Genomic DNA, 22,929 nt, shown 5'->3' on the forward strand with positions numbered 1-22,929 from the left:
TAGTTACTCAAATTTATTCATATAAAATGATTTTGCTTTGCTGATTTCGCCCAAAAACATACTCATTTCTGATATAATTGGTCAGAGACACTATGAAATAGTGGGTTTTATGTATTATTTCGAATATTTACATAACTTTTTTGGATTCTTTATTAAACTAATTATTTGTTCCTTAAAGCATAGTCAGAATATTTCTTTTTCTCATTTTTAAGCGTTTTATTAGAAGGCATTTCTGGGTAACTTACTAAGAACTTATGCGCATCAATTAAGTTAATAATATAATGGGTTGTTCCTTTAGGTAAATTAGTTGTTATAGTGCCATCAGCATTTATTTTAGCATCAGTTTTAAACCACTCTTCGTAACGGTGACCACCATTGGTTGTGTAAATTAAATTAGCTTTAACCACCTTAGCACCATTTTCTTTGTATTTAAAAGTAACTTGGTCATTAGTTATTGATGTAGATAATACAGTAGGAACCGTTTCTTTATGGTCTAGGTCACTTTTATAATAAGGATTATAAGAAGGATAACTCGCATTCATTTCTGTTAAGATAGCGGTGAGTTGCGAGTTCATTTCCTTTGTTTTTTCAGGATAAGTGGTTGCTAAATTATTAGCTTCTTCAATATCTACGCGTTCTGCTATGCCATTGCCAGTAGTGTACAATTTGTATAATTCAAACTCTGGAGTTTTTGGGTTATTCTTAAAATCATAATTTCTAATGAATTTATAATCACCTACACGCAGTGTGCTTTGGAATGAAGAATGGGGAAAGTGCCACATCATGGTTGTTCTTTCTTTGCCGTTTTCGGCTAGAACTAATTTAGAATCGGTAGGGTCTTTTAACAACAACGTAGATAAATCTGCACCATCTAAATGTTTATCTTTAGGTTTGTCAATACCTAATAAAGACAAAATTGTAGGGTAAAAATCGAGTCCGTTTACTACAACATCAGATTCTATTCCTTTTTTAATGCCAGGCCCTGAAATTAATAATGGTACCCTTGTTCCTCCTTCTTTTGCATTTATCTTTCCTTTGTCTAATGGATAATTATCTGTTATGACGTCACCATGAGCATTTTCCATGCCTCCATTATCTGAAGTAAAAATAATATAGGTGTTTTCACTTAGTTTATGACCTGGCCAACGCGGATCATCTGTGGTTTCTAAATAATCAAAAACTTGACCTACATAGTAATCTAACATTTCTACCATTGCTGCATAATAAGGATTGTTCTGTCCTTTTACATCCCAATGATTAGGGTCTGTTGGGTAGGGAACACCTAATTTTTGGCAATATTTTTCTAATAGTGCTTTGCTTCTTGTATGAATAGGCGCATGTACTAGAAATGTTGCATAGTATAAGAAGAACGGATCTTGTTTATTTTCTTTTAAGAAATTTAAAGCATCTTGACTATTTTGATGATAAGGAAAGCCGTTTTCGTCTAAACGGTACGGGTCCGAAGCTTTAGTCGTTGCAAAATCGGTTAAACGATGTGGTTTTTGAGGACTTGTTGCTCCTCGGTTTGCTGTTGTAACATCAAAACCTTGATCTTCTGGCTGTGGAAAAGCATGATGATTAATTGCCATATGCCATTTTCCGGCATGACCTGTAGTATAGCCTTTTTGTTGCAATACTCTTGCTAGAGTCATTTCGTTTTCCGGCATACGACCACTATACCAAGGATCTAGAATACGTTGTGTATTTTTATTACCATTAACCGTTGGAGGTGCTCCGCCTACAACATGTGTCTTTTGCGCTCTTGCAGGATGGTTTCCACTCATAATAGCACATCTACTAGGTGCGCAGGTTGGAGCAGGAGAGTAGGCCTGCCAGAATTGAACTCCTTTTTTCGCCAATGCATCAATGTTTGGAGTTTCGTAAGGAGAGGGTTCGTCTATATCGTAGACCTTTACATCTTGCCATCCTAAATCGTCGGTAAGTAAAAGCACTACATTAGGTTCTGGTCTATCTGTACTTTGCGATGTATGGTTGGTTACTTTTGGGTTTTGTGTATTACAACTAAAACATAAAATTAATGCAATAATTCCTGTAATATAATCTCTATACTTCATTTCAGTTTTATTAAATTATTTTTTTAATCTCTAAAGCTTAATTACTATGCTCATTAAAATGTTTAGTAAGCTTCTGCTAAGTAACAAAAGGATATACTTATACTATATCTGATATTGCTTTAAATTTTGCTTTAATCAATCAATTCGCCTACGCGTTTATGATTAAGCGTGTCTACTTCTAATGTTATAATTATAGAAATAGAGTTAAGTAATTACTTCTTTTGAATCTTATTACTAGCGATTTAACTATGAAATCTTTAGATGGATTACAGTAAGAAATGGGTGGATTAGAGAAAACGTAATAATAGCTTACGGATTATCTTTATAAAAAATTAAAAGTATGATTAACAAAATTAATTTTATAGTTCTATTTTCATTTTTCTGCTTAAGTCCAATTGTAGCACAACAAATTTGGTACGAGAATTCAAGTAGCACTAATAACATTAATTTTAACAGCGTAACGGCAGGTACTTTTACCACAGATGAATCAAATCCAGAAACAAGCGGTATAAATTCAAACACTACAGTTTCACAATTTGTAAGAAATGGGGACACTAATCCAACCATTCTATTTGATTTAACAAATCCAATAACAGATTTATCCTCATATTCTATTTCATTAAAAGCATATACATCCATACAAACGACCAACCTTAATTCAACAAACAATAGAATTCGATTGTATTTAAGAAGCTCAGGTATTGGCGATTCTGGTGATATTTTTGAACAATTAATATTTTCTCAAGGGGAAACTTGGGAATCTTTTTCTTTCAATTTTAACGGGTTAACAATTCCTTCTGATGTGCTTCTAGCAGGAGGTTACAATCAAATACTGATTGAGCTAGCTTCTGAAGAAGAAACAGGACTAACATCAACCTATTATATCGATACTATTTCTGGATATTCAGAACAAACCATACCACGAGCTACATTTTTATCTGGTTCTTGGGGAGTGAGATTCAATGTCAACGGTGGGATTAGATTAGACAATACGGAAGACTATGAATGGGCAGCTGGTGTACAACAAATTGTAGATAATTTGCCTGCAGTAGGACATGTAATTACAAACTTTACACATCCAGCTCATGGTTATTTTTATACCTTAAGAGATAATACTCAGGTAGATGTTGCCAATGAAATTCATCCAGCAATGGTACCGTCTATAGAAAATGAACAAATAATACTTAATGTCATTAGTACTTTAAAGAATTCTGGAAAAAAAGTAATTCTGTATGTTAATGGTGCTGGACCTTCAGTTATTCAAGGCAATGTTGATGCTACCGAAGCAGAAATTTCATTGGCATGGGAAAATTATTGTGATCTAAACTTTGCGGGAGATCAAGGTTTAGCGTGGCAAAACTTAGCTAGAGGTTATTTTGAACGATTTAATAGCTTGGTTGATGGCTATTGGATTGATAATCTATCTAATTTACCAGGAGATTTAGATGCTTTTATCGCTATGATTAGAGAGGTACATCCAGATGCGGCTATTGCTACCAATTTAACCAAGTCGTATATAAAAGATGAGAATGGGAATAATATATATGTAGATTCTGATGCTACAGTGGATGAAGATCCTACAGATTACAAAGTTTTCTTTTTAGAAGCTAATGACCCTCATATGGATTTTACAGCTGGTCACCCTACACCTTTGGGACAAGGAGCACCACCTAATTCATGGGCATATGAAGAGTTTTCCTTTCCGTTAATAAGTGAAAATCCTTGGTCTTCTTATGATGGTAGTAAGCAAGCCTTGAAGCATTATTTCACACCTATTAGAGAAAAGTGGAGTGTTGCTAGTGCAGATTTAGTTTTTGAAGTTGAGCAAGCCTATCGTTTTGTGAGAACTTTTACAGATGCAGGTGCAACAATCACATGGAGCACAACAATTACCGATGGTTATATTACTGCTGATGAAATGGCCATAATGCAAGAGGTAAACGACAGAATGATGCAAATGCCTAAGCCAGATTACGAACCTTATGTAAGGCCAGAAGGTGCTTTCTTGGTAGGTGAAACATTAAGTGTTGATTCTGACGATTACTTTAATAAACTTGTTTTATTTCCAAATCCTGTAAAGCAAAACTTTAGCTTATCTAAAGAAATTTCTTCTGCAATTATTTACAATTCTAATGGACAAGAACTATTAGAATTTAAAAGCAACCAAGCCTCTTTTGATGTTTCAACACTTATTGAAGGAGTTTATTTTATAAAAGCGTATACAGCTAATAGTGAAATTCAGGTTTTTAAATTTATAAAACAATAAAAATTACAATTATTGATATCAATCTAAACACAACATTAAATTTTAAGAAAAATATAAATTACCCTACTAATATGAAAAATAAATCAAATAAAGAAAGAGAAGTACGTCAAAGGAATATTGTATTTTATGTTATATTATTTATGTTCTCTTTTTCTTACGGGCAAGTTGGTGTTGGAAATACAAATCCACAAGCCACTTTAGATATTACAGCATCTAACCAAGCCACACCTTCAAATGAAGATGGCATATTAATTCCTAGAATTGATGCATTTCCATTAACTGCACCTACAGCTGCACAAGACGGAATGCTAGTTTATCTTACTACAGCAGTTGGTTTAAACTCTAAAGGCTTTTATTATTGGGATCAAGCAACTACAAGTTGGGTTAGGTTTTCAAGTATAGAAAAACTAAACGACCTTACTGATGCAAAATCAGATGTAGATGGCTCAGAAGATGGTTCTTCTATTTTTATAGGTATAGATGCAGGACAAAATGATGATGCTACTGACAATAATAATGTTGGAGTAGGCTATAGAGCATTACAAGTGAATACAAATGGTACTCATAATTCTGCTTTTGGTTATACAGCTTTAGCAAACAATGAGGGTAATAATAACTCGGCTTTTGGATTTACAGCATTACAACTTAATACTTCTGGAGTAGGAAATTCTGCTTTTGGTAAAAGAGCTTTAGAAGATAATACTACAGGAAATCATAATACAGCCATAGGTGCAGATGCATTAAGAAATAATTATACTAGTATAGCGGATCCTCTAACTACTGGCGCTAGAAACACAGCAGTGGGTAATGGTACAATGTTTAGCAATACTTTTGGAGCAGAAAATGTTGCGATAGGTAATCAAGCTTTATATGCTAATATAACTGGAGTTGGCAATACAGCAATTGGTGCAGAAGCTTTATTTAATGATACGACAGCGCCAGATGCTAGCCGTATTACTGCTAACACTGCTGTTGGTTATCATGCTTCACATCAAAATGTAGACGGAGAACGTAATACAAGTGTAGGATACGAGGCACTAAGTAGTAATGTTGCTCAAAATAACAATTCTGCATTTGGTCATGGTGCACTTAGTTTAAATAGTTCTGGTAACAATACTGCTATGGGTTCATTTGCTGGAAATGAGAGTTCTGGGAACTCCAATGTATTTGTTGGCGTCCAAGCAGGTAACAACAGATTAAGTGGCAATGAGAATGTATTTGTTGGTATACATGCTGGTCGTGGTGAGAATGTGTCACCAGCAACCACAGCAGGAGCTGAAAATGTGTATCTTGGAAAAAATGCTGGTCGTGGTGTAACAGGAAGTTCTAACGTTTTTATTGGTTATCATTCAGGTTATGATAATACTTTTGATACGACTTCAAATACGTTGTTAATTCAAAATGAAAGTGATTCTATACCATTGATTTATGGTGATTTTGCGAATGACAGAGTTGGTATTGGTAAAATAGCAACGACAAATGCTTTAGAAGTAGAAGGTACAACTGAAGCTACGCAATTTAAAGTGTCCGCATTAAATACAGCACCTGCTAATTCTAACTCTGCAGGTGAAGAGGGCGAAATACGGGTGACAGCAGATTATATTTACATTTGTTTCTTAACAGGGACAGACGGCGGAGCAGACAAATGGAAAAGAGTTGCTTTAGATGCTACTGCTTGGTAATATTCTTTAAATTTTCAATAACACAATTAGCTAATAAGTAATAAAAAATCTCAGATTAATTTTTAATCTGAGATTTTTTATTTACAGCTTTTTTGAGCTACTTCTAAGAAATATTTATCTAGTTAGAAATTGACTTAATTACTTTTGTTAGCATATTCAAACAGGGTCTCGATATCTATACCTTGAATGGCTTCTAATTCCTTAATACTTTTTTTGTAATACTCAGTAGGAGGTGGCATATTAAAGTTTTCCCAGAACATCGAGTTTTATTTATCCTTAAATTCTTCCATCTTCGATCTATATTCATCTGTATGGCTCACGTCTATTTACTATTTATCAGTTTCTATCTCTAAAACAACAACCTCATAACGTTAAGATTATTTAATTTGTTCATTTTAAATTGTTTAGCATTGATGCTATCCAAATTTGCTCTAAGGTTTATATAAACATAAAAAAATGTCCTTAAAAAGTATTTGTTAATACTCTTTAAGGACATAAATTTAATATATGGGTTTACTTCTTCGTAAACCAAAAACTGGTTTACATTCTATAATTTTAGAACTATCTAAATATTGAAGAATTTAATTTTTCTTCTTCTTTTTACCTTTTCCTTTTCCCTTACCTTTACCCTTATTCTTTTTAGCGGCATTTATTATTTCTTTAGCGCGATCTTTTCCAAAAGCTATGGCAAGCAATTTCGAAAATTCCTTATTGTTTTCTTTTCTATTCTTTTTTAGCTCTTCAGAACCCTTTTCATACTTTTCATTAAGTTCATAAAAAGCTATCGCATGTCCTTTCCTTAATGTAACTATAGTTTCCTTTTCTTCGTCTGTTAACGTTAGGTTGTTTTCTACAGCTTCTACGTATGCATTAACTTTTTTGTCTATTTTTTTATCTGAAGTATTTTGAGCAAATAATGAACTACACATTGCGATACTAAATACGAGTAATAATATTGTTTTTTTCATAATTTTAAAATTGTTTAGATTATTTGAACAACAAACATAATCTATATCTGCATTAATGCCGTTCTATTATTCATCATTTAGTTGCTGAGAACAGTCATTTTTATCGTTTTGAGTATTCTGAAGGTGATACTCCATGTAGCTTTTTAAACGACGTAGAAAAGTAAGAATTAGATTCTATACCTATTTGATACATCACTTCTGCAACATTATAGCCACTATTGCTATCTAATAACTCTGCAGCCCTTTGCAATCTAAAATTACGTAAATAGGCATTTGGGACTTGCCCAGTAAGCTGCTTCAGTTTTCTATAGAAATGAGAAGAGCTTAAACCTGCTTCTATGGACAGCTCTTCTACGCCAAAATTTGAGTTAGATAAGTTCTTCTCTATAATTTCAGTGATATTCTCTAAAAACTCGAGATCTCTTTTAGAAAATCCTAATTCCTTTTTGTCTTTTGGAGGTAAACTATTCTTTGAAAAATAATCTTTTATCTTAACGTTATTTTCAATTAATTTTTTCAGTCGAAGTTCTAAGTGTTTTAAGGAGAATGGTTTGCTAATGTATTCATCGGCTCCAAATTCTAAACCTTTAATTAAATCTACACTATCACCTAAAGCCGTTAACAGTAAAACCGGAAGTTGGCAGGTTTCTGGGTTGGCCTTTATACGCTTACACAATTCAAAGCCATCCATTTCTGGCATCATAACATCACTTATAATAGTGCTAAACTCAGTCTTTTTAATCTCTTCTAGCGCTTCAATACCATTATTTGCTATGGTGATATTATATTTATCGGATAATGCATTATTTAGAAAATCTTGAATATCTATTTCATTTTCAACAACTAAAACATTATGCTGTTTCTTGCTTTTTTTATTGTTATCAGATTCCTGAATCGAATTACCTTGTAAGGGAACCCAATTTTTTATAAACGATTTTTTTATATGACTGTCTTCAATGTTAACTTCCTCAATTTTTGAAGAAGGAATTACAATTGTAAAACGCGTTTCTTTATTTGGTTTACTTTTTACAGAAATACGACCACCAAATAAATCTACTAAAGATTTACAAAAGGATAACCCAATGCCACCACCACTAACATTACCATCTTGATTTCCTAATTGATAGAATCGCTCAAAGATGCTATTTAAGCTTTCTTTTGGTATGCCTTTACCAGTGTCTATTACATCAATTTTTATCTTTTTAACATCATCTTCAAATATAATAGACGCATCAATACTAATAGTTCCTTGTACAGGTGTGTTTTTAAAAGAGTTTGAAAGTAAATTAAAAAGTATTCTTTCCAGCTTTTCTACGTCTATAACAATCTCTTCATTTGGTGAACTGATTTTATAATAAAAATTAATGTTCTTTTCTAATGAATAATTTTCAAATGCCTCTGTGGTTGGATATAAGAAATCGCCTAATGTAGACTTCGTAAAGTTTAGGTTTAGATAGCCTTGTTCTGCTTGTCTAAACGTTATTAATTGATCAATTAAACTTAAAAGACGATGTGTGTTTCTCTTAATGATGGCTAAAAACTTTTCACTTTCTGGATTATTGTTGTTTTCAATAACTCTATCTAAAGGTCCGGAGATTAAGGTGAGAGGTGTTCTAAATTCATGAGATAAATTGGTGAAATATTTAAATTTACCTTGATTGATCACTTCCATTTTATCCTTGTCCAATTGCTCATAGATCAATCTTTGTTTTAATTTTTCATGTTGAACAAAATAGAAAACTATACCAACACCAATACTAAAAAATAGAAGAGCCATTAGCGTGTAGCTCCACCAAGTTTGGTACCAAAGTGGCAGAACAACTAACGTTAATGTTTTAGTTGATTCACTCCAGATACCATCTCCATTAGCAGATTTTACTTTTAAGGTGTAGGTACCTGCTGATAAATTGGTGTACGTTATTGCCGATTTTCCTTCATCTGTTTCTACCCAATCTTTATTAAAACCGTCCAATTTATAGGCTATTTTATTTTTTGCAGGTGCTGAGGTATGTTCGGCAACTAAATTAAAGGAAATAATGCGTTGACTTTTAGAGATTGTAATGGTGTCTGTTTCTGAAATCGCTTTTTTAAGAATTGTAATATCATTTAATTTTTCACCAATTTTAATAGGCTTATTATTAATTAAGAGCGATGTAATTAAAACTCTTGGAGATTGCTTATTTAAGGCTATTTTTTGTGGGTCGAAAATAGTTAGACCATTCAGTCCTCCAAAATATATATACCCAGAATTACCCAAGGTGTAAGCAGATTGTCTAAAATTATTTTGAATTAAACCATCACTTACATCAAAGACATTTACTTTATTGGTTTCAGTGTTAAACCTTACCAATCCCATATCTGTACTAATCCATAAGTTAGTACTGTTTTCTTGCGGTAAAATGCCATAAATAACATCGTCTGGTAGGATGTCATTTTTTCGGAAATATTCTATTTTTTGCGGATTACCATCATGGTCTAAAGTCAATTTATTTAAACCACCACCAAAAGTACCAATCCAAATATTCTTTTTATCATCTTCATGAAGTGTGAAAATACTATTGTAACTCAGTTTACTACTTCCTGTTTGAAGGTTGTTATATGATCTTATAATTTCAATTTTGCCATCAATATATTTACATTGTAATAAACCATTATCTGTACCAAACCACAATTGATTATTGCTGTCTTGTAAGAAGCATTGTACTCTACTAGCTGTTATTTTTAAGCTAGACTTAATAGTGATTTTTGGTTGGTTTGAATTATCAATTTCTGTCCAAGGATTTTCTATCACTAAAATTCTATTTCCAGATAATACAATATCTGTATCATTGATTTGTACAATTTTCCTGGTTAAGAATAAAGATGCTTTACCATTTTTAGATAACAGTTGAATCTCTTTGAAATCTTTTCGTTTTGGGTTGTAAACAAATACTTTTTTGTCTGTACCAAACCAAATGTAATTTCTTTGATCTTGATAAATACACCTTATAACATCATTGGCTTCAATAGGTAGTTGGCTTTGTAAATCTTCAAATTTAATTTTATCTATATTGCTTTCACTAATAGGATCTATACTTCTAAATAATTTTTTATTGTATCCAGAAATCCAAATTTTACCATTGTTATCTTCTAAAATTGAGGTGATTAAATTATCGCCAATAGAAAACTTATCGTAAGGGTTGTTTGTGTAAGAATAAAAGGGTTTTTGAAAAAGGTCTAGTTTATTAATGCCACCTTGTGCAGTACCAACCCATAGCACATTAAAACTATCTTGGTATACTGCGTTAATTTGATGACTGCTGATGCTGTTTTTATTCTTTGAATCATAATTATAATGCTTAAAAGAATTTAGAATTGGGTTGAATTTATAAAGTCCATCTCCTGTAGTTCCAATCCAAATAGCGTTATCATTATCCTTAAAAAGGTTGTTAACATAGAAATTAGAATCTTGATTTGGAACCTCTATTTTTTTTACTAAATAATCAGTGTTTGAATCTAAATTTGAACTGTACAAACCTTTTGTTGTGCCAATCCAAAATATATTATCCACTTTTATGATTTCGGTAATCTCCTTATCTTTAAAGAAACTAAAATCATCTGAATCTGGAATTGCTGATTTTAATATTGGATTTTCCGATTGATACTTAATTTTTTTCAATCCTTCATTTGTGCCTAAAATAATTGAAGAATTAAGTCCAAAAGTAAACGTGTTAATTTCTAAAGATTTTTCTTTTAAATCAATAACGTTTTCGGAGACTTCAAAAACACCATTATTTATATCTTTTAACTTACAGCGTATTAATTTCGTTGAAGATGTTATCCAAATATAACCATCGTTTTTGGTGGCAATCTTATTAACATCTATATTATAGTTAAGCGGAACAGTAAAAAAACGCTCTAACCACGGAACATATATATTAACGCCAACATTGGTTCCTATCCAAAGAATACCATCGTTGTCATTAAACAAATAAGTGACATTATTACTCGAAATGGCTTGTTCACCTTTAGTCTGTGTGCTAAATGTTTTAAATTCATAACCATCATAACGAATTAACCCATTTGGAGTTGCGTACCATAAAAATCCATATTTATCTTGCTCTATGGCATTAACAGTATTTTGATTGAACCCTTCTTTATTAGAAATTCTTTCAAAATTTTGAGAATAAGCTTGTAGAGTAAATAGTGTAATTACAACACTAATAAAGCATATAATTCTACGCATGTTATATATTTAGTTTGGCTTAAGAATATACATATTTTAATTTATTGTCTAATAAATTCAAGAAATTTTTTTATCAAGGAACGGCTTTTACTATAAACATGAGCACACTCAATAATACAAGTTGGAGTAATATCTATGATACTTTGCTTGCTATCAGTGGTTATACCATATGCTTGCTCTGTTAGAAATGTTATTGAATTACATTAGAAAAGCAAATGTAACTTTTCGTGGGAATTGAACATACTAATTGCATGTAGATTTATTTTAAATAATTTTTTTCTCTAAAGAGTTTTTAATGGCTCTGTATAGTAATATTAATTATTTTATATAAGATTTCATCATCAATGCAGCACCTAAAGCACTTTCATTTTTACAATCAGAAATTTTTATTTCAATGTCATTTTTTAATAGCTTTAAAAATCTAATAAAGATTTCGTTTTTATTAAATCCGCCAGAAATGTAAATGTCTTTAATTGCTGAATTTTTATCAGAAATTAAATTAATACCATGAATTACTTTTTTACTGATTTCAAACACCAATTGGTAATAAGCGCTTTCATAATTGGTATAATTAGCCAATAATTCCGGGTGTGCTTCAAAATCACTATCAATGCCTTCCGATAAAAATACACGTGCATTTGCATTAATGAGTTCATTACACAACGCTGCATTTAGCTCTAACTGTAAATGGGTATCAATATCAACTTTAAAATACGTACTTAAAGCAGATATATATACTTCATGGATTTTTCCTAGAAACTGCATAGACGATTTTATCTGCTGTTTCTGTGGAGTCATAAAACACAAACAGTTATTTTTTAACTGATGTTGTGTTAAGGTTTCTTTACTAAATGGATTCATGGCTATAATCCACGTGCCTGTAGATAGTAAAATAAATTCGTTGTCTTTTTCGGATTCTAACAACGGAATAATAGATGCAGAACTATCATGCAATCCTGTGCCAATAGCAATTTCTTTACCATTGAAAGAGGTTACTATAGCTTCTTTTCCATTTTGTGGTGTAGGTAAATTTAATTTGTAATCAGAAATCCATTTATGATACTGCATGGTATCAAAATCCCAAGTTGCTGTATGTGCACCAACAGAAGTGAAATCTGCAGTGATTTGTTTGGTAAAAAGATAGCTTAGGTATTGTGGGTAATGTAAAATCGTATCTACCTTATTCCAAAATTCTGGTTTTTCTTTTTGTAATTTTAATATTTGAAGCCCTGTGTTTAGCATGCCATAAGCCGGTGATGCTGTTTTTCTAGAAAATTCTTCCTGACCTCCATTAGCTTCATAAAACTCTTGATGCTCTTCTAAGTTTAATGGCTTTAAATAATTATATAAAGGTGTAATTCTATTGCCTTGAGCATCTAAATAGATAAGACTAGCTCCGTGCGTAGAAAAGTTAATAGCTTTTATATTATACTCACCTTCGGCTTGTATTCTTTTGATCTCATTTTGAATCCAATTCTCAATAGATTCTATATCATCACAAGGGTAACCATCTTCATCTGAAATCTCATCAAATCGCGTTGCGTTTCTGTATACAACGTCAAACTCTTCATTAAACAAGAGTATTTTTTTATTTGTTTTCCCTATATCAATTACAGCAATTACATTCACCATCACAGTTCAAAATTAAAAAAAGGGTGTTTGGTTTTTAAAGCCAATCACCCTTTTGAGTTATTTTAATTAATCTTTAAATCCGTATAACGGACCATAATTTTTACAAGCTCTATAATCAGCTCCTTCTAAGCCTTCTCCAAAAGCAGACCATGCACTTGGTCTAAATACGTCGTCTTCACTAACATTATGCATGTTAACAGGAATACGTAACATCGCTGCTAAAGAAATTAAATCGGCACCAATATGTCCATGAGAAATAGCTCCATGGTTTGCTCCCCATTTAGCCATTACAGTATACACATCTTTAAAGAAACCTGTTCCTGTTGTTCTTGGTACAAACCAAGTTGTTGGCCAAGTTGGGTTCGTTCTTTCGTCTAATACTTCGTGAACATCCTCAGGTAATTCAACACTCCAGCCTTCCACAAGTTGTAAAACTGGTCCAATCCCTTTTACAAGATTAATTCTACACATTGTTAATGGAATAGTGCCTTTTGTTTTAAATTGAGAAGAGAATCCTCCACCTCTAAAATATTCAGCAATTGCAGCTGGCCATTTTGTATTATCTAAACATTTTTGAACTTCTTCTTCTGTAATATCCCAGAATGGTTTCATTGTAGGATTTCCTTCTGCATCCGTTTGCTGTGCTGTAGCATCTAATGTTGTAGAACCAGAATTGATTAAGTGAATAATTCCATCCTTAGCAATTCCTGTTAATTTTTTACCTGTCACTCGTTCTACAGACTCAGGACTCCAGTACGTACGTACATCAGAGAACAATTGCGCTTTATTCGTTAACAAGTGTCCAAACAACATAGAAATTGCGTTTAAACAATCGTTTTCTGTTGCAAATGTGTAAGCTTGACGAATACCATTCCAATCAAAAGAAGAGTTTAAAATAGATTCTGTAAAATCGGCGTTTGGTTGGTAATCGGTCCACTGACGTTGACCTTGAAAACCTCCCATAATAGCATTTCTACCTTTAGATTCTTCACCGAATCCCATGTCTTTCAACTTAGGGTTTCCGTTCATTAAATCTTTACAGATTAAAGTCATTTTCACAACCTTTTCCCATTCAGCATCTTTTACTTCTGCTGATTTTTGTGTTTCTGGCGTATTATAATCTTTACCTTCTTTACAGTTTTCTTTGGTCCAAGCTAAAGCTTTTTCGTATTCGTCATGGTCATATATACCTTCATCAATACGTCTTAAGAGCTCAACAGACTCCACAAACTCAGCTCTTACGCCTAAGTAATCTTGTAAGAAGTTGACATCTACCATAGATCCTGCAATACCCATAGAACTATAGCCTATTGATAAATAAGATTTACCTTTCATTTGAGCAACAGCTAAAGCACCTTTTACAAAACGCAATATTTTTTCTGAAACATCTTGAGGAATGGTTTGGTCACCACCATCTTGCACTTCTTTACCATAAATTCCAAAAGCTGGTAATCCCTTTTGAGAATAACCTGCCAATGCTGCTGCTAAATACACTGCACCTGGTCTTTCTGTTCCATTAAATCCCCAAACTGCTTTAGGTGTTAAAGGATCGGTATCCATAACTTCTGTTCCGTAGCACCAGCATGGTGTTACTGTTAAAGACACTTCAACTCCTTCTCTTTTAAATTTATCTGCACAAGCTGCTGCATCTGCAACACCTCCAATAGTGGTGTCTGCAATTACAACCTCTACTTTTTCACCACTTGGAAAACGTAAGGTGTCTTGTATTAATTTTGCGGCCGCTTTAGCCATGTCCATTGTTTGAACTTCTAATGACTCTCTCACACCTAATTCACGTCCATCAATCACCGGACGAATGCCTACTTTTGGTAGTCTACCTATTAATCTACTCATGATTATATTTTTTTATTATGTGAATTGCTCTAATTCTGTTAATTGCTCGTTAGAAAGTCCAGCGGGTTGAAAACCTGCTGCCCAACACATCATTAACATCTTAGCTCCTTTATTTGCTACATCTAAAAAGTCCCAAGCTTGCATTACATCTGGTGCTGTTGCTGTCGCTCCATGCTTTTCCCATAAAGAAACGTTTCTTGTTTTAAATGCTTCCATAGTTACATCTGCTAAAGCTGCCGTACTAGATAAAGCATAAGGTGTACAGTGAATACCTTTTGGTACAAATACTTTAACCTCAGGACACATCATCCAGATTTGTCTATTTAATTCTTCTTCATTATCAAATAACTCGTGATGACTCATACAGATTAACTCTAATGGATGTGTGTGCACAACTGCTAAATTTTCTGGGTGATGAATAGAGTTAAATAAATGGATACTGGCATGAGAAATTAACTCACACGTTGGTCCAAAGTTTTCGCGCTTACCTCCCCAAATAATTGAATAGGCTGTTGCGTCTTCATTGATATATAAGATACAAGACGCTTCTTCAAGCTTATCTACTAAATCTCTCAAATAACAACCTGTACCTGTAATGTATATTACAAATCCTGCAGCTCCTTTTGGAAATTCAAACGGGATTTCTGTTCCTATACCTTGCACTTCTTCTTTTGTAAAGTAAGAGGTTAAGTTCATTGAAATGTTTCCTGCATTTCGCTCTGCCCATTCACGTTGCCATAAATAACCTGCGACTTCGGATACTTTTTTTAATTCTGCTTCTACCTGTACTGGGAGTTTTATCGTTTTCATTTGTTTATGTTTATTATTTTTATTTGTCAAATAGTGCATCCATATTAATCATAACATTTAGTATTACGTGTTTAGTTATGGATAGTTCATATCGTTTTAAATAAAATTATTGTAACAAAAATAGACACACATTACTCCTTATTAAATATTCAAAATCTGTATTTTTGTATCTAATTCAAACATTAGTGCTTCATGAAGTTTGTAAAAGAAATTGAATTAGGCGATCCTTCAGCAAATCATCAAAATTTTATTGACCTGAAATTAAAGATGTTATGTTGTAGGTATTGGTTATTAGATTTATGGGACTGTCATGAAATGGTATTTCCGTTTTGGAGACTATATTGGAATAAAAACACAGGTGGTCAGTTAATTCATCAAGACACTGTTTTTGAAATGGATCCGAATCATATTTATATCATTCCTCCGTTTACCTCATTTTCGTCACGCTATACAAAGAATCATATCTATAATGAAGGTATTCATGTTTCAGGGAAACAATTGAATGCTAAACACAATGAAGCCGATTTAGAAAATATGTTTTTAATTCACTTCTTTGCTCATTTTAATTTAGGAGTACCTTTTGATAGTGTTTTTCCAGGTATTTTAAAAATTGAATTAACCGATTATTTAAAGGATCGATTGAATTATTTAACCAATCGCCTAAAAGTGGAAAACAAAGATTTTAAACTTACCTTTAATTTAAAGTTGCAAGCCTTTATTAAAGAAGCCCTCACTAATATTGGTCCGGAATTATGGAAAACCATTAATATAGACGAGCGTGTTTTAAAAGTGATCCGTTATATTGAAGTCAATCTTGACAAAAAATTAAGCAACACAAGAATGTCATCGCTCGTTAGTATGGCTCCAAATTCGTTTGCCCGATTATTTAAAGATGAAATGAACGTGACATTGCATCAGTTTGTTCAAAATAGAAAAATCGCAAAATCTTGTGAGTTATTTGAGCATACTAATAAGTCGATTGAAAATGTTGCGTTTAATTTAGGTTTTTCAGATCGCTACCATTTTTCACGTGTGTTTAAATCGGTTACAGGATTAACTCCTGCATCATACAAATCGGGTAAATACACCTAGCCTTACCATTCAAAATATTTAGACCGAAGCCTAAACATGGGGTGTTTTAGCTGCTATGAAGATTTTGAGCAAGCAATTGACGGATTTGAGAAACGTACTCTACCTTATTATATCATTCTTTGTAGAGGCCAATACCATTCGGTTGTAGGTCAACAAATTTCTATTAAAATATACGGGTTTTTCAATATCAAATACTATTGAAAATTAAAACAATGAAACCCTTCAATGTTTAAATTATACATATTATTGATTAATATGGATAAATGCTAAAACTACAATAGGATATAAGTTTGTTGGCTACATTGGTAAAGAATGATTCGATTTTTTGTTTATTTATAATAAAAACTTCGAATTTATTAAACATATCACAACATAAACTAAACGTAAACACTCATGAAAGAATTTAATCAATTTATAAACGGAAAGTTTGTAAAATCTACTTCTTCAGAAGTAACAAAAGTACTTAACCCTTGTACAGAAGAAGTATTGTCAGAGATACCACATGGTTCTGTTGAAGATGCAAATAAAGCATTAGAGGCTGCAAAAGGATCACAACACGCTTGGAAATCTCTAACTGCAATTGAACGTGCTGGCTATTTAAATAAAATGGCAAACGTGATTCGTGAAAATCGTGTGTTTTTAGCCGAAACTTTAGCGTCAGAACAAGCTAAAGTAATTGGATTAGCACAAGTAGAAATTGATGTTACTGCTGATTATTTTGATTATAACGCAGGTTGGGCAAGACGAATTGAAGGAGAAATTATTCAGAGCGATAGAGCTAAAGAGCATATCTTTTTGCATAAAGCTCCTATTGGTGTATCTGTAGGTATATTACCATGGAACTTTCCATTCTTTGTAATGGCAAGAAAAGTAGCACCATCTTTAGTAACTGGTAATACATGTGTTATTAAGCCAAGTTGTGTTGCACCAAATACCGTTATGGAATTTGTAAAACTTATTGAAAACATAGGCTTACCTGCTGGTGTCTTAAACTTTGTTTGTGGTTCTGGACCACTTGTTGGAAATGCCTTATCTAAGAGTCCTATTACTGGTATTGTAAGTTTAACAGGAAGTGTATATGCTGGTCAGAAAATTATGGAAGCTGCAGCGCCAAACATTACTAAGGTCTCTTTAGAATTGGGAGGAAAAGCTCCTGCTATTGTATGTGCAGATGCTAATTTAGAATTAGCTGTTAATGCTATCGTAAACTCTAAAGTTATCTTTAGCGGACAAGTTTGTAACTGTGCAGAACGTGTTTATGTAGAAGATTCTATATACGATGAGTTTATTGATAGAGTAACAAAGAAATTAAACGAAGTTAAAGTTGAAGATGCGTTTTCTACTAACAATCCAGATATGAGTAGTATGGTATCTCAAGCGCAAATAGAAAAAGTTGAAGAGATGGTCAACTTCGCTAAAAAAGAAGGTGCTGAAGTGGTATTAGGTGGACAGAGATCTAGCCAGTTTGATAGAGGTTATTTTTATCAACCAACCTTATTGACTAACGTTAAACAGAACATGCAAATTATTCAAGAAGAAGTATTTGGTCCTGTTTTACCTGTAATGAAATTTAGCACGCTTGATGAAGCAATTGCTTTATCAAATGATAGTGACTTCGGGTTAACATCATCTATTTTCTCTGAGAACTTTAATAAAGTGATGCATGCAAGTCAAGAATTAGAATTTGGTGAAACTTACATTAATAGAGAGCATTTTGAAGCTATTCAAGGTTTCCACGCAGGATGGAAAAAATCTGGAGTTGGTGGAGCTGATGGGAAACATGGAATGGAAGAATACCTTCAAACGAAGGTGATTTATGCACAATACAGATAGAAATTAATATTAGATTACCAAAGCACTATTCATTTTTAGATATTAATTTGAATGGTGCTTTTTTTTCATTGACACTAAAAAAAAACCAAGATTAAATGACGAATTCAACAAAAATACCAGTAGTATCAAAAGAGGTTATCGTACCATTTGTACTTATCACATCTTTGTTTGCGCTTTGGGGTTTTGCTAACGACATTACCAATCCTATGGTAGCTGCATTTGGAACCGTAATGGAGATTTCAACAGCTAAAGCTGCTTTGGTACAATTAGCTTTTTATGGAGGTTATGCAACTATGGCTATTCCTGCGGCACTTTTTGTTAGAAAATACAGTTATAAAAAAGGAATACTTTTAGGCTTAACGCTTTACGCTATTGGAGCTTTATTGTTTTTTCCAGCTGCAAAATTCGAGGTTTTTGGATTCTTTTTAGGGTCTTTATATATCTTAACTTTTGGGTTAGCCTTTTTAGAAACTACAGCAAATCCTTTTATATTATCAATGGGAGATGAGCGTACGGCAACACAGCGATTAAACTTAGCACAAGCTTTTAATCCTATTGGTTCACTGTTTGGTATGTTTGTGGCTTCAAAATTTATACTTACAGCTTTAGATTCTGATAAACGTAATGAGGCTGGAGAACTTATTTTCAATACGTTAAGCGAAGCTCAAAAAGCGGTTATTAGAACGCATGATTTAGAGATTATTAGAAACCCTTATGTTATTCTTGGTTTTGTTGTTATAGCCATGTTAGTGGTCATTTCTGTCACTAAAATGCCTAAAAGAACGGTTAGCGATAATCCAACCAGTGCGGCATCTTCATTTAAAAGATTATTCAAAAATGGAAAATATAAAGAAGGTGTTTTAGCACAACTATTCTATGTTGCCGCTCAAATTATGTGTTGGACATTTATTATTCAATACGCAGGAAACTTAGGTATACCAAAAGCAGAAGCACAAAATTATAATATTGTAGCCATGGCTATTTTTTTATGTAGCAGATTTATTAGCACATTTTTAATGAAATATGTCAACTCTAGAAAACTGTTGATGATTTTTGCGCTTTGCGCCATGGTAACGATGTCTGGTGTTATATTAATTGAAGGTATTGCCGGACTCTATTTGTTAGTGGCTACTTCAGCATTTATGTCTTTAATGTTCCCAACCATTTATGGTATTGCATTAGATGGTTTAAGAGCAGACGATACCGCTATTGGAGCAGCCGGTTTGGTAATGGCTATTGTTGGTGGTGCTTTAATGCCAATTTTGCAAGGATTAATGATAGATACTGAAAAGATAGGACCATTTTCTGGTGTTAACTTCTCTTTTATTCTTCCTTTTATTTGTTTCTGTTTTATAGCCTTATATGGTTATAGGACTTTAAAAGTTTATAAGGACCAATAATAAATTGATATCGTTTTGGTATAGGTCTGTCTCATTAGTATTGCTTATCTAATTATAGAATACAAAAGCTATTATGAAAAAAAGTAAGATAGAAGTGTTAACAAAACGAACCTTGGGCTAAAACCGATTAGAAATGGATGTTAATGGATAAAATACATGAATTATAAAAGTACATTATGAAAGTAGGATTATTTATTCCTTGTTATATCAATCAATTATATCCACAGGTTGGAATAGCAACATTAGAGCTGTTGGAGAAACTAAATGTAAACGTTACATATCCTTCTGGTCAGACGTGTTGCGGACAACCAATGGCTAATTCAGGTTATGAATCTGAATCTGTAGGAGCTTGCAACAATTTTGTGGATAATTTTAAGGATTTTGATTATGTAGTCACACCTTCTGGTAGCTGTGCTTACCATGTTAAAAAGCATTATGACATTATTCCACAAACAGAAGATGTTACTAATGTTCGTAATAACGTTTACGAACTATGCGATTTTATTGTGAATATCCTCAAAATTAAAAATGTAAATGCAAAATTCCCCTATAAAATTGGGGTTCACAAAAGTTGTCATGGTCTACGTGGATTGCGATTAGGATCTTGTTCGGAACTTGTTGGACCGTCTTTTTCATCGATAGAAGATCTTTTAAACGAAGTTGAAGGTGCTGAATTGACGTCATTAGCAAGAAAAGACGAGTGCTGTGGTTTCGGAGGTACTTTTGCTGTAACAGAAGAAGCTATTTCCGTAAAGATGGGTAAAGATAAAATCAAAGACCATTTAGATAGCGGAGCAGAAGTAATCACTGCAACAGATACATCTTGCCTGATGCATTTAGAAGGGTTGATCAATAGAAACAAGCAACCATTAAAAGTATTGCACATCGCCGAAATTTTGAATAGTAGTATTTAAATTTAAAGTAAAATGAATCATTCAAAAGCAGCATCTATATTTAACAAAGACGAGAAAAAGGTCGATTGGCACGATAAAGCCTTATGGTTTGTAAGACACAAGCGAGATAAAGCAGTACACGCTGTAGAAGGCTGGGAATCGTTACGAAATTATGGACATGGTATTAAAGCACATACACTTTCAAATTTAGATAACTATTTAATTCAATTTGAAGAAAATGCTTTAAAAAATGGAGTACAAGTCCATTGGGCAGCTGATGGAGACGAACATAACAAAATTGTTCATAGCATACTCAAAGCGCACAATGCAAAGAAAGTTGTAAAAAGCAAATCTATGCTTACTGAAGAATGTCATCTAAACCCCTTTTTGGAAGCTGATGGCATTGAGGTTATTGACACCGATTTAGGAGAACGCATAGTGCAGTTGGCTAAAGAGCCGCCAAGTCATATTGTATTGCCAGCAATCCATAAAACAAAAGAAGAGGTTGATGAGCTTTTTCAAGAACATTTAGGAACAAAACCTTCTGGTGGAGATCCTCAATATTTAACAGGAGAAGCAAGAAAACATCTTCGTAAAAAATTTATAAGTGCAGATGCCGCCATTACAGGTGTTAATTTTGCTATTGCAGACACAGGTGGTTTCGTGGTGTGCACGAATGAAGGGAATGCCGATATGGGAGCACATTTAGCTCCTGTTCACATTGCCTGTATGGGAATTGAGAAACTGATTCCAAAACAAGAACATTTAGGAGTCTTTTTGAGATTGCTAGCAAGAAGTGCTACAGGACAACCCATTACAACCTATTCATCTCATTTTAAAAAGCCAATTAATGGTAATAAAATGCACATTGTAATTGTAGATAATGGCAGAACAGAGCAATTAAGTAGACCAGATTTTAGAGCGTCGTTACATTGTATTCGTTGTGGAGCTTGTATGAATACTTGTCCTATTTACAGACGAAGTGGAGGGCATAGCTATGATGCAACAATTCCTGGTCCTATAGGTTCTATTTTATCTCCTGGTAAAGATTTAACAAAACATAGCAGTTTGCCATTTGCATCTACCTTATGTGGCTCATGCTCAGATGTATGTCCTGTAAAAATTGATATTCATAGTCAGTTGTACAAATGGAGGCAGATTATTACTAAGGAAACGCCTCAACCATTTGTTAAGAAAGCATCCATGAAAATGATGGGTAAAGTGTTTGCAAAACCCATGCAGTTTGAACGTGTTGGAAAGGTGGCACGATGGTCTTTAAGAAATTTACCAAAAGGAGTGATTAACTCAAAACCAAATGTTTGGGGAAAAGAAAGAGATTTACCATCAGGACCAACCGAAAGTTTTGATGATTGGTATAAAAAAAGAACAGAGAATGAGCAGTAGAGAACATATTTTATCAAGAGCAAAAGCAAATAAGCCTGACTTATTAGAATTACCAAACCTAGACTTAAATGTGTTTACAGATGGAAGAGATCTAATTAAAGAATTTAAGACTAAAATTGAAGTTGTTGGTGGCAATGTTGTTGATGTTGTAACAAAGGAAAACGTTATTTCACAAGTGTCATCTCTTTTTCCAAATACAAAAGTTAATTTTTCAACACTTGAAGGAACCCAAGATTTTAATACAGTTTCTTTAGAGGCCCTTAATAAACCTCATGAACTTGAAGATTTAGATATAATGATACTAGAAAGTAATATAGGTGTCGCAGAGAACGGAGCACTTTGGTTGTCGGATAACCAAATTCCAATACGCGTATTGCCATTTATTACAAAACATTTGGTCTTGGTGTTGAATAAAGAAAATATAGTTCCTTTTATGCATCAAGCCTATCAAAAGCTCTCTTCTAATGCAACCGATTTTGGAGTTTTTATTTCTGGACCATCAAAAACTGCAGATATAGAACAATCCTTAGTGATTGGTGCACAGGGAGCCTTAAGTTTAACTGTTTTTATTTATTAGATAAAAAATGTTGTTAAAAGTATAATAAAGTTAAAAGGATATAGCCATTTAGTTCCAAAATTGGTGTTTGGTAATATTTATACTTAATCAATAATAAAATAGTAATTGTTTTAAAACAATTATTTATAGAAGAAAAAGTCGCTGTAGGGAGCGGCTTTTTTTTGTTATAAGTATTTTGAGACGTTATCAATTTAAAATTAATAGCCATGTTTCTTGTA

General features: G+C 33.0%; 14 protein-coding genes. 8 read left to right on the forward strand and 6 right to left on the reverse strand.

The features are described 5' to 3' along the window. Nucleotides 1–161: 161 nt before the first annotated feature. Nucleotides 162–2,075, reverse strand: coding sequence for a sulfatase (locus tag DFQ10_RS03505; protein ID WP_115816024.1), 1,914 nt, complete (start codon nt 2,073–2,075; stop codon nt 162–164). 340 nt (nt 2,076–2,415) lie between these two features. Between DFQ10_RS03505 and DFQ10_RS03510 the strand changes: the two genes are divergently transcribed. Both DFQ10_RS03510 and DFQ10_RS03515 read left to right on the forward strand, forming a co-directional pair. Beyond that, nucleotides 2,416–4,341, forward strand: coding sequence for a T9SS type A sorting domain-containing protein (locus DFQ10_RS03510; RefSeq protein ID WP_115816025.1), 1,926 nt, complete (start codon nt 2,416–2,418; stop codon nt 4,339–4,341). A 71-nt stretch (nt 4,342–4,412) separates the two neighbouring features. Beyond that, a complete protein-coding gene (locus DFQ10_RS03515; protein WP_115816026.1) occupies nt 4,413–6,023 on the forward strand; it encodes a hypothetical protein in 1,611 nt (536 codons plus the stop codon). Between the two features lie 581 nt (nt 6,024–6,604). Here the strand turns inward: DFQ10_RS03515 and DFQ10_RS03520 are convergent. The 5 genes from DFQ10_RS03520 to rhaD form a co-directional block, all read right to left on the reverse strand. After that, nucleotides 6,605–6,991, reverse strand: coding sequence for a hypothetical protein (locus tag DFQ10_RS03520; RefSeq protein WP_115816027.1), 387 nt, complete (start codon nt 6,989–6,991; stop codon nt 6,605–6,607). A gap of 100 nt (nt 6,992–7,091) precedes the next feature. Further along, the gene (locus tag DFQ10_RS03525) at nt 7,092–11,216 is read right to left on the reverse strand and encodes a hybrid sensor histidine kinase/response regulator transcription factor (RefSeq protein ID WP_115816028.1); all 4,125 of its coding nucleotides are present in this window, start codon (nt 11,214–11,216) and stop codon (nt 7,092–7,094) included. 318 nt (nt 11,217–11,534) lie between these two features. Next, entirely contained in the window at nt 11,535–12,848 is a 1,314-nt protein-coding gene (locus DFQ10_RS03530) for an FGGY family carbohydrate kinase (RefSeq protein ID WP_115816029.1), read from the reverse strand. A 66-nt stretch (nt 12,849–12,914) separates the two neighbouring features. Further along, nucleotides 12,915–14,702 (reverse strand): L-fucose isomerase, encoded by a 1,788-nt coding sequence (locus DFQ10_RS03535; RefSeq protein ID WP_115816030.1) that lies wholly within the window; start codon nt 14,700–14,702, stop codon nt 12,915–12,917. Between the two features lie 15 nt (nt 14,703–14,717). After that, nucleotides 14,718–15,512 carry a rhamnulose-1-phosphate aldolase gene (gene rhaD, locus DFQ10_RS03540; RefSeq protein WP_181897566.1) on the reverse strand — a complete coding sequence of 265 codons (795 nt, stop codon included), beginning with the start codon at nt 15,510–15,512 and terminating at the stop codon, nt 14,718–14,720. Between the two features lie 192 nt (nt 15,513–15,704). Here rhaD and DFQ10_RS03545 point away from each other — a divergent pair, with 192 nt between their 5' ends. The 6 genes from DFQ10_RS03545 (at nt 15,705) to DFQ10_RS03570 (ending at nt 22,711) form a co-directional block, all read left to right on the forward strand. Next, nucleotides 15,705–16,604 carry an AraC family transcriptional regulator gene (locus DFQ10_RS03545; RefSeq protein WP_115816032.1) on the forward strand — a complete coding sequence of 300 codons (900 nt, stop codon included), beginning with the start codon at nt 15,705–15,707 and terminating at the stop codon, nt 16,602–16,604. Nucleotides 16,605–16,997: 393 nt separating this feature from the next. Beyond that, nucleotides 16,998–18,437 carry an aldehyde dehydrogenase gene (aldA, locus tag DFQ10_RS03550; RefSeq protein ID WP_115816033.1) on the forward strand — a complete coding sequence of 480 codons (1,440 nt, stop codon included), beginning with the start codon at nt 16,998–17,000 and terminating at the stop codon, nt 18,435–18,437. Nucleotides 18,438–18,532: 95 nt separating this feature from the next. Next, nucleotides 18,533–19,837, forward strand: a complete 1,305-nt coding sequence (gene fucP, locus DFQ10_RS03555; RefSeq protein WP_115816034.1) for an L-fucose:H+ symporter permease — start codon at nt 18,533–18,535, stop codon at nt 19,835–19,837. 176 nt (nt 19,838–20,013) lie between these two features. Further along, a complete protein-coding gene (locus DFQ10_RS03560) occupies nt 20,014–20,751 on the forward strand; it encodes a (Fe-S)-binding protein (protein WP_115816035.1) in 738 nt (245 codons plus the stop codon). A gap of 12 nt (nt 20,752–20,763) precedes the next feature. Beyond that, nucleotides 20,764–22,134, forward strand: coding sequence for a lactate utilization protein B (locus tag DFQ10_RS03565; RefSeq protein WP_115816036.1), 1,371 nt, complete (start codon nt 20,764–20,766; stop codon nt 22,132–22,134). After that, nucleotides 22,124–22,711, forward strand: coding sequence for a LutC/YkgG family protein (locus tag DFQ10_RS03570; protein WP_181897567.1), 588 nt, complete (start codon nt 22,124–22,126; stop codon nt 22,709–22,711). Before DFQ10_RS03565 ends, DFQ10_RS03570 begins: the two co-directional genes overlap by 11 nt. Nucleotides 22,712–22,929 lie beyond the last annotated feature (218 nt).

This window comes from Winogradskyella eximia, from assembly GCF_003386165.1.
Lineage (GTDB): Bacteria > Bacteroidota > Bacteroidia > Flavobacteriales > Flavobacteriaceae > Winogradskyella > Winogradskyella eximia.